This is a genomic window from Clostridium tetanomorphum, assembly GCF_017873215.1.
Lineage (GTDB): Bacteria > Bacillota > Clostridia > Clostridiales > Clostridiaceae > Clostridium_AO > Clostridium_AO tetanomorphum.
Window position 1 is genome coordinate 142,641 of the sequence record NZ_JAGGKA010000010.1, and the last position, 8,142, is coordinate 150,782.

General features: G+C 27.1%; 8 protein-coding genes. 6 read left to right on the forward strand and 2 right to left on the reverse strand.

All coding sequences use genetic code 11. The features are described from left to right. Nucleotides 1–10: 10 nt before the first annotated feature. The gene (locus J2Z24_RS11425) at nucleotides 11–670 is read right to left on the reverse strand and encodes a DUF6483 family protein (protein ID WP_035149345.1); all 660 of its coding nucleotides are present in this window, start codon (nucleotides 668–670) and stop codon (nucleotides 11–13) included. Nucleotides 671–919: 249 nt separating this feature from the next. Between J2Z24_RS11425 and J2Z24_RS11430 the strand changes: the two genes are divergently transcribed. Beyond that, a complete protein-coding gene (locus J2Z24_RS11430) occupies nucleotides 920–1,189 on the forward strand; it encodes a hypothetical protein (RefSeq protein WP_035152447.1) in 270 nt (89 codons plus the stop codon). 40 nt (nucleotides 1,190–1,229) lie between these two features. Beyond that, on the forward strand, nucleotides 1,230–2,099 hold the full coding sequence (locus J2Z24_RS11435) for a radical SAM protein (RefSeq protein WP_035152444.1): 870 nt from the start codon (nucleotides 1,230–1,232) through the stop codon (nucleotides 2,097–2,099). A gap of 184 nt (nucleotides 2,100–2,283) precedes the next feature. On the opposite strand, the gene J2Z24_RS11440 is transcribed toward J2Z24_RS11435, so the two are convergent. Next, nucleotides 2,284–4,689 (reverse strand): glycogen/starch/alpha-glucan phosphorylase, encoded by a 2,406-nt coding sequence (locus J2Z24_RS11440; protein WP_035152439.1) that lies wholly within the window; start codon nucleotides 4,687–4,689, stop codon nucleotides 2,284–2,286. 299 nt (nucleotides 4,690–4,988) lie between these two features. On the opposite strand from J2Z24_RS11440, the gene J2Z24_RS11445 reads away from it, so the two are divergent. The 4 genes from J2Z24_RS11445 to J2Z24_RS11460 all read left to right on the forward strand — a co-directional run bounded on the left by J2Z24_RS11445 (nucleotide 4,989) and on the right by J2Z24_RS11460 (nucleotide 7,903). Further along, nucleotides 4,989–5,795: a sigma-70 family RNA polymerase sigma factor gene (locus tag J2Z24_RS11445; RefSeq protein ID WP_051593446.1), complete on the forward strand. Its 807-nt coding sequence runs from the start codon at nucleotides 4,989–4,991 to the stop codon at nucleotides 5,793–5,795. Nucleotides 5,796–6,002: 207 nt separating this feature from the next. Then, nucleotides 6,003–6,443 carry a GNAT family N-acetyltransferase gene (locus J2Z24_RS11450; protein ID WP_035152431.1) on the forward strand — a complete coding sequence of 147 codons (441 nt, stop codon included), beginning with the start codon at nucleotides 6,003–6,005 and terminating at the stop codon, nucleotides 6,441–6,443. 120 nt (nucleotides 6,444–6,563) lie between these two features. Then, nucleotides 6,564–7,118 (forward strand): rubrerythrin family protein, encoded by a 555-nt coding sequence (locus J2Z24_RS11455; protein WP_035152429.1) that lies wholly within the window; start codon nucleotides 6,564–6,566, stop codon nucleotides 7,116–7,118. 131 nt (nucleotides 7,119–7,249) lie between these two features. Continuing rightward, a complete protein-coding gene (locus tag J2Z24_RS11460) occupies nucleotides 7,250–7,903 on the forward strand; it encodes an aspartate/glutamate racemase family protein (RefSeq protein ID WP_035152426.1) in 654 nt (217 codons plus the stop codon). Nucleotides 7,904–8,142 lie beyond the last annotated feature (239 nt).

Sequence of the window (8,142 nt, forward strand, 5' to 3'; positions counted from 1 at the left end):
AGATTGTTTGCTAATTTATTTTTTTCTTTAGGGATAGCAATGCATCTGTTATTTCTTCTCTTGGAAGATTGCCTTTTTCTAGTGTTTTATCATCTTTTTTTAACAAATCTTCATAGTAGTTTATGCCAAATTCAATCAAATTAGAGTCTTTATTATCTTCATCTAATAATTCATAAAGCATATCTTCACCAGAAGCAAAATTACCAATTTGCTTATAATAGTTTACAAGTCTTTTTATGGTAGTTTTCGGAAGTTTATAAGATGAAATTTTATCTAATATTAATGGAATGTCAGAGAAAAATTCTATAAGTTCTGATTCTCTATCAAATAAGAAAGATTCAATATATAAGTTTAAAGATTTTAAATATAAGTAAAAACTTTCATTTTCATTTCCCTGTAATTCTAAAACATTGGCTTTTTCTTTTAACAGTTTTGATACTATAATAGCTTTATCTTTTTCCAATTCTCCACCAGCTTTTAATATTTCTATTAAGTTATCTTCTGTCATAGAGTGAAAGAACATAGAATTTAGTCTAAAAAGTTTACTAAAGGTATCATCTATAGATTCAATGGCTTTGTCATAATCTTTTTTTTGTATGAAACATAAAACTTCTTCAAAAGATTTCTTAAAATCTTCCACTAATTTTTTTGTTAAGTCGCTTTTCAACATATTTATCATCTCCAGTAAAATAATATTAACAACATCAATTATATCACAGCTTCATGGATTATTAATAAATTATTAAGTTATATTTAATCAAATAAATATATATTATATGTTATAATTCTAGTAAATAATTTATAAGAATTATACTATAAAATAAATTTTATCTAAATCTGAATATAAGAATTACTTGATTATTTAATAATAAAAGAAGAAATTTAATGTTGAAAATACAAATTGAAAGAGGGGATAGAAATGGATTTTGTAAATAGAAATTTTTTTAAGGGACTAATACCCATAGTTATAATGTTAGTTGTTGGATACTTATTTATAACAATTGTTCCTATTATAATTGTAGCAGGAGTTTCAATATGGGGAATAAGCTATGTGGTAAGAAAAATAAAATCATGGAAGGATAATTTCAAGGAAGAAAGAAGTAAGAATGATATTGAGATTGTAAATATGAAATCAGAGGATTATCCAGATGGAGAAATAATTGATGTGGATTATAGGGAAGTGAAATAAAAAAGTTGCGAAGTAATTTTTTTAGAATAGGAGATTGTAAATGAGATATGAAGGAATAGTATACAGGCCGCCTAGTGAGGCTTATAGTTTTATAATACAGGTGACTATTGGTTGTGCTCATAATAAGTGTAGCTTTTGTGCTATGTACAAGGATAAAAAATTTAGAATAAGAAAATTAGAGGAAATTTATGAAGATCTACAAAAAGGAAGAAAATATTATAATAAGGTAAAGAGAATATTTTTAGCTGATGGAGATGCACTATGCATTCCTATAGAAGATTTGGAAAAAATCTTAAGAAAAATAAAAGAATTGTTTCCAGAATGTGAAAGAGTAGGAATTTATGCTACTCCAAAGGATATTTTAAGGAAATCCTTGGAGAATTTAAAAGAATTAAAGAATTTAGGAATTGGAATAATTTATATGGGACTAGAGAGTGGAAGTGATGAAATTTTAAAGAGTATAGATAAAGGTGTTACTCAAGAACAAATGATAGATGCAGGGAAAAAAGTTAAAGAAAGTGGAATTCCTTTATCATTAACAGTTATATCTGGACTTGGTGGAAGGAAAAAATGGAGAGAACATGCAGAAGAAACTGGAAAAGTGATAACAAAAATAAATCCAGATTATGTAGGACTTTTAACATTAATGCTGGAATCAGGAACAAAAATGAGAGATAAAGTTGCTACAGGAGAATTTCAATTGTTAACTCCAGAAGAAATAATGTTAGAGACAAAAATATTATTAGAAAACATAGAGGTAACAAATTGTGTGTTTAGAAGTAATCATGCTTCTAATTATGTATCCTTAAAAGGTACTTTACCTTTTGATAAAGAAAATCTAATTGAAAAAGTTAAACATATTTTGGAAGATGGATACAACTACAAGAGTGAAATATTTAGAGGACTGTAAAAAAGTATAAAGTGCTTTTTAGTTCATGATGCACATAGAACAATTGACAGTTAAGTAGGTTTCTTTCTTATGCTGGTTATTAAAAAGCTTAAAATTAAAATCACCTAGATTTAATCTACATAAATCTAGGTGATTTATTTAGCAGTAATTAATTTATATAAATAGAAAATATTATTATAAAAAGTTATCTCCAAATTTCTTCATAATAATTGTTTATAGTGTTATCTGAAGAGAACATTCCTGAATTTGCCACATTAATAATACACATTCTATTCCAATTCTCTTTATTTCTATAAAGAGAATCAATTTTACCTTGAGCTTCTACATAAGAAGAAAAGTCTCTTAATACAAAATATTCATCATTATTTTTAAGAAGTGAATTGTAAATATCAGTGAATTCATCAGATGGTACGCCTAAAGACCCATTTATTAGAGAATCTAAAATCAGTTTAATTCTAAAATCATTGTTATAATATTCATAAGGATTATAATTTCTATTTTTCATATAGTATAGAACTTCTTCTTTAGTTATTCCAAATATAACTATATTATCATTTCCAACAGCATCCTTTATTTCTATATTAGCACCATCTAAAGTAGCTAAGGTTAAAGCACCATTCATCATAAATTTCATATTTCCAGTACCAGAAGCTTCTTTTGTAGCTGTAGAGATTTGTTCACTTACTTGAGCACATGGAATAATTTTTTCAGCTAAGGATACAGAGTAATTTGGAAGGAAAAATATTTTAATTTTATTATTTACTTGAGCATCATTATTTACTCTGTAAGCTACTGTATTTATAAGTTTTATAGTTTTTTTAGCTAAATAATAACTAGGAGCTGCTTTAGCTCCGAAAAAGAAAGTTCTAGGAGTAATATCTAAATTAGGGTTTTCCTTAATTCTTCTATATAAGTCCATAATGTTAAATAAATTTAATATTTGTCGTTTATAAGCATGCAGTCTTTTTACTTGTACATCAAATATAGAATTAGGATCTATATCCATATTAAATTTTGTCTTTGCATAATTAGAAAATGCTATTTTATTTTCTAATTTAATTTTTTCAAATTTTTCTTTGAAGGAACTATCATTTGAAAAAGATTCTAAAGATTTAAGAGAATTAATATCCTTTATCCAATTGTCACCAATAGCTTCAGTAATTAAGTTCGACAGTTTAGGGTTTGCTTGAAGAAGCCATCTTCTATGTGTTATACCATTAGTTTTATTATTAAATTTATTAGGATAGAAGTCATTAAAATCTTTTAATTCTTGATTTTTTAAAAGTTCAGTATGAAGCTTTGCAACTCCATTTACTGAATGACTACCTACAATAGCTAAATGAGCCATTCTAATTTGACCATTTCCTATAATACCCATAGAATTAACCGTATTTTCATCTTTATATTTTTCACGGATTTCTATAGTAAATCGTCTATTTATTTCTTCTACAATCATGTAGATTCTAGGAAGAAGCTTTTTAAACATATCTATTGGCCATTTCTCTAGAGCTTCAGATAATATAGTATGATTTGTATAAGCTATAGTATTTACAGTAATAGACCAAGCTTCATCCCAAGAAAGATTTTCTTCATCAATAAGAAGTCTCATAAGTTCAGCTACTGCTAAGGAAGGGTGAGTATCATTTATGTGTATTGCTATATATTTAGAAAATTTATTTATAGGTTCATTAAGCTTTTTATATCTTCTAACTATGCTTTGAATACCAGCACTTACAAAGAAATATTGTTGTTTCAATCTTAAAATTTTACCGTCATTGGTGGAATCATCTGGATAAAGTACTTGAGAAATAGATTCAATTGAGGTTTTATATTCAATAGCTTTTAAGTATTCCCCTCGAGAAAAAGATTGAAAATCAAAGTCTTTAGTTATAGGTTCAGCACTCCAAAGTCTTAAGGTGTTTACTGTAGGATTATTATATCCTATAATTGGAGTGTCATAGGGAACAGCTAAGATTGTTTCACAGTCTTCTTGCTTAAATTTAAGTTTTCCATCTTCTATTTTAGAAACAACTTTTCCACCAAAGTTTATTTTAACAGATTTATTTTCTTTTCTAACCTCCCATATATTTCCATCTTTTAACCATTCATCAGGTTTTTCTACTTGATAACCATCAATTATTTGTTGTTCAAAGAGTCCATAAGTGTATCTTATACCATTTCCATGACCAGGTATACCTAGAGAAGCCATAGAATCAAGAAAACAAGCCGCTAATCTTCCAAGTCCTCCATTTCCAAGGCCAGCATCATTTTCAACTTCTTCAATTTTTTCTAAATTTATATTCAATTCTTCTAAGGCTTCTTTGCAAGTATCTAATATTCCTAAATTTAAAAGATTACTATGAAGAAGTCTTCCAATTAAAAATTCCATAGAGAAATAATATATCTGTTTGTCCTTATTGTTGGTATATTCTTTGTTGCTTTTCATCCAGTTTTGAGAAGCATAGTCTTTTATGAGAGCAGCTAAGGCAAAATACTTATGAGTTGAAGATGATTCATCAATATCCTCAGCATACATATTAATAAGCTTTCGTTTAAAATCATCTTTAAAAGTTTTTTTATTAATAAACAAAGGAAGTCACCCCTTTAAATAATATTATTGGTATATTATAACAACATTTATGTTCATATGATATGCTTTAAATTTCCATAAGTCAATACATTTTGAAAATTTAAAAAAGTCATTGGAAGTAATTAACTCTTTTTTGCATAAATATTAAATAATTTGTAAAAATTCTTTTAACTTTATTTAATATAGGAGGATAAAGGTGTAATATATTGAATTATAGAAGGTGGATATTGTTGAATAAGTTAGTGAGGGTGATTTTTTTGAATATTGATTTGTTGAATAATACTGAAGATTATATAAATATGTACCTTAAAGAGATAGGGAAGGTGGAACTTTTATCAGCAGAAGAAGAAATAGAATTAGCTCAAAGAATTGAAAAAGGAGATGAGAAAGCAAAAGAAAAACTTATAGAAGCAAATTTAAGATTAGTGGTAAGTATTTCTAAAAAATATGTAGGAAAAGGAATGAATTTTTTAGATCTTGTTCAAGAAGGAAACATTGGACTTATGAAAGCAGTTGATAAATTTGATTATAGGAAAGGCTTTAGATTTAGTACTTATGCTACTTGGTGGATTAGACAAGCAGTAACTAGAGCTATTTCAGATCAGTCAAGGACTATAAGAATACCTGTACATATGAATGAAGTAATAGGAAAAGTACTTAAAATTAAAAAGCAACTAGAACAAAGGTTAGACAGGGAGCCTTCAGAAGAAGAAATAGCAGATGAATTAAAGATTCCATTAAGTAAAGTAAAAAAAATATATAGTATATGTCAAGACCCTATTTCATTGGAAACCCCAGTAGGAGATAATGAAGATACATATTTGGAAAATTTTATTGCAGATGAAAGATATATACCAGAAGAAAAAGTAGCAATTAGTATGTTAGGAGATATTTTAGCTAATCTTTTAGGAACACTATCACCAAGGGAAGAAAGAATTGTGAGATTAAGATATGGATTACTAGAAGATGGCAAATCAAGAACTTTAGAAGAGATTGGAAAGGAATTTAACTTAACTAGAGAGAGAATACGACAAATTGAAGCTAATGCTATAAGAAAATTGAGACATCCAAATAGAAAAGTAAAGCTACAAGGGTATTTGGAGTAGATATTAATTTATAACAATTTAATATAATATAAAAACTGTGATAATTTATTAAATTATCACAGTTTTTATATTATAATATTTACAATAAATGTTAAAGTAACAATATGGGTTTAATAATTATTTATTAAGTTAATTGTTAAATTTTATGATATAATTAGTAACATACAGTGATAGATATAAATTATGATTTGTAAGGAGAAATGCAATATGGAATCTATTGAAAACTTTAAATATGATGATCTAGATGAATGTGTAAATTTATATATAAAAGCATTTAACCAAGCTCCTTGGAATGATAAATGGAATTTTAATACTGGACGTAAAAGATTAGAGGATATATATAAAACCCCCAATTTTAAAGGATTAGTTTATAAAAAAGATGGTAAAATTATAGGGGCTGCTATGGGAAATTATGAGCACTGGTATGAAGGATTACAGTATAACTTAAAGGAGATTTTTATAGATGTAAGTATTCAAAAAAGCGGAGTTGGGAGGAACATACTAGAATTTCTGGAAAAAAACTTAAAAGAAACAGGCGTAAATTCAATTTATCTTTTTACAGCTAGAGTAGATAAAACAGAAGGATTTTATAAAAGAAATGGTTATAAAATTCCTAATGAAATAACTATAATGACAAAAAGCATATAGTATGGATTATTTAAATAAAATATGATTATTTCTGTGATTTATGTAAAGAATTTATTATAATAGGGTAGTATGCAAAATATTAGTAAAATAATTTATTTAAATTTATATGAGGTGATAATAATGTCGGTTAAAAATGCAATGACTGCAGATTTTTTAAGATCAGCTTATGGTGGGGAAAGTATGGCACACATGAGGTACTTGATTTGGGGAGAACAGGCTAAAAAAGATGGATTCTTGAATATTGGAAGACTCTTTCAAGCTGTTGCTTATGCAGAGTGGATTCATGCTAAAAATCACTTTACAGTACTTAAAAGTCAGGTAGGTGATTATACAGTTCCAGCAGGGGGAGTATTTGGGTTAACAAATATAGTTGAAAATTTGCAAGGGGCTATAGATGGGGAACTTCATGAAATAGATCAGATGTATCCTGTTTATCTCCAGACTGCAAAATTTCAAGAAGAAAAGGATGCTGAGAGATCATTTCATTATGCTGTTGAAGCTGAAAAGCAACATGCTGAACTTTTTAAAAAAGCTCAAAATTTAGCTAAGGATAATAAAGATATGGAAGATAGTAAATTTTATGTATGTCCTGTCTGTGGATATACTGTAGAAATTAATGCACCAGAAAAATGTCCAATTTGTGGAGTTAAAAATGAAATGTTTAAAGAATTTTGATTATTTATAATTTTTATAGGAGCTGTTTTTAAAAAAGCAGCTCCTATAATATAATGAAATTTAAAACCTAAGAAATGGGAGTATTAGTAATGTTAAAAGTGATATAAAGAAAGATAATATGAGGTGATATAATGAATAGTATAAAAGTGGGAGTTATTGCAGGAACTCCTGTAGATACCCAGATGGGAGTAGATTTTTTATCATCAAAGGGAGTGTGTGCAGTTGGGTACCCAGTGTCTTCTTGTCCAGAAGAACAATCTAAATTTCAAATATTATCTTCAATAGAACTTACTAATGAGATAAGAAGTATAATTAAAAAAGCAAATAGTGAAAATATTCATTCAATAATGGTATATTGTAATTCGTTAAGTGCAGCAGTTGATATGGACAAGCTTTCTATGGAACAAGGTATGAAAATAATTACTCCACTTAATATATATAAGGACATTGCTGATAAATATGAAAGTATTGGAGTATTAACAGCTAACAATCAAAGTTCAGCAGGTATTGAAAAGGCTATACAAAGCAAAAACCCTAATTGTAATGTTATTGGCATAGGAATACTTCCAGTAGTAATAGAAATAGAAAAAAGATTGTCAGCTGAAAGTATTGTTGAAAAATTTGCGTTAAAGAAGATTATAGACTTTTATAATTCTATAAAAGTAGATGTAATTATTCTTGGCTGTACACATTTTCCATATCTTTATAAGGAGTTAAAGAAATATTCCTCTATTCCTATTTTGGATCCGGCAGAATTAATGTATAGGAGTATAACTAATATTTAATATATTTATTTTTATAAAATTTTATAAAAAACCAACTATAAGAGTAAAAAAGATAAATAAAGATGGGAAGTATATATGTGAAGTTATATAAAAATGTACTAAATAAATAAAAAAATAATGCTGTCTTAAAATTTATAGTCAGCATTATTGTCTATAAATAAAACCACCTGCTATGCAGGTGTGTTCAGAAAAGCTTAAGCGTTGAAAAAAAACACCTCACTTTGATAGAATAGATATGG

Coding starts and splice junctions, on each gene's coding strand:
- J2Z24_RS11425 (WP_035149345.1), bottom strand. CDS start 670: ATGTTGAAAAGCGACTTAACAAAAAAATTAGTGGAAGATTTTAAGAAA.
- J2Z24_RS11430 (WP_035152447.1), top strand. CDS start 920: ATGGATTTTGTAAATAGAAATTTTTTTAAGGGACTAATACCCATAGTT.
- J2Z24_RS11435 (WP_035152444.1), top strand. CDS start 1,230: ATGAGATATGAAGGAATAGTATACAGGCCGCCTAGTGAGGCTTATAGT.
- J2Z24_RS11455 (WP_035152429.1), top strand. CDS start 6,564: ATGTCGGTTAAAAATGCAATGACTGCAGATTTTTTAAGATCAGCTTAT.
- J2Z24_RS11460 (WP_035152426.1), top strand. CDS start 7,250: ATGAATAGTATAAAAGTGGGAGTTATTGCAGGAACTCCTGTAGATACC.
- J2Z24_RS11450 (WP_035152431.1), top strand. CDS start 6,003: ATGGAATCTATTGAAAACTTTAAATATGATGATCTAGATGAATGTGTA.
- J2Z24_RS11445 (WP_051593446.1), top strand. CDS start 4,989: ATGTACCTTAAAGAGATAGGGAAGGTGGAACTTTTATCAGCAGAAGAA.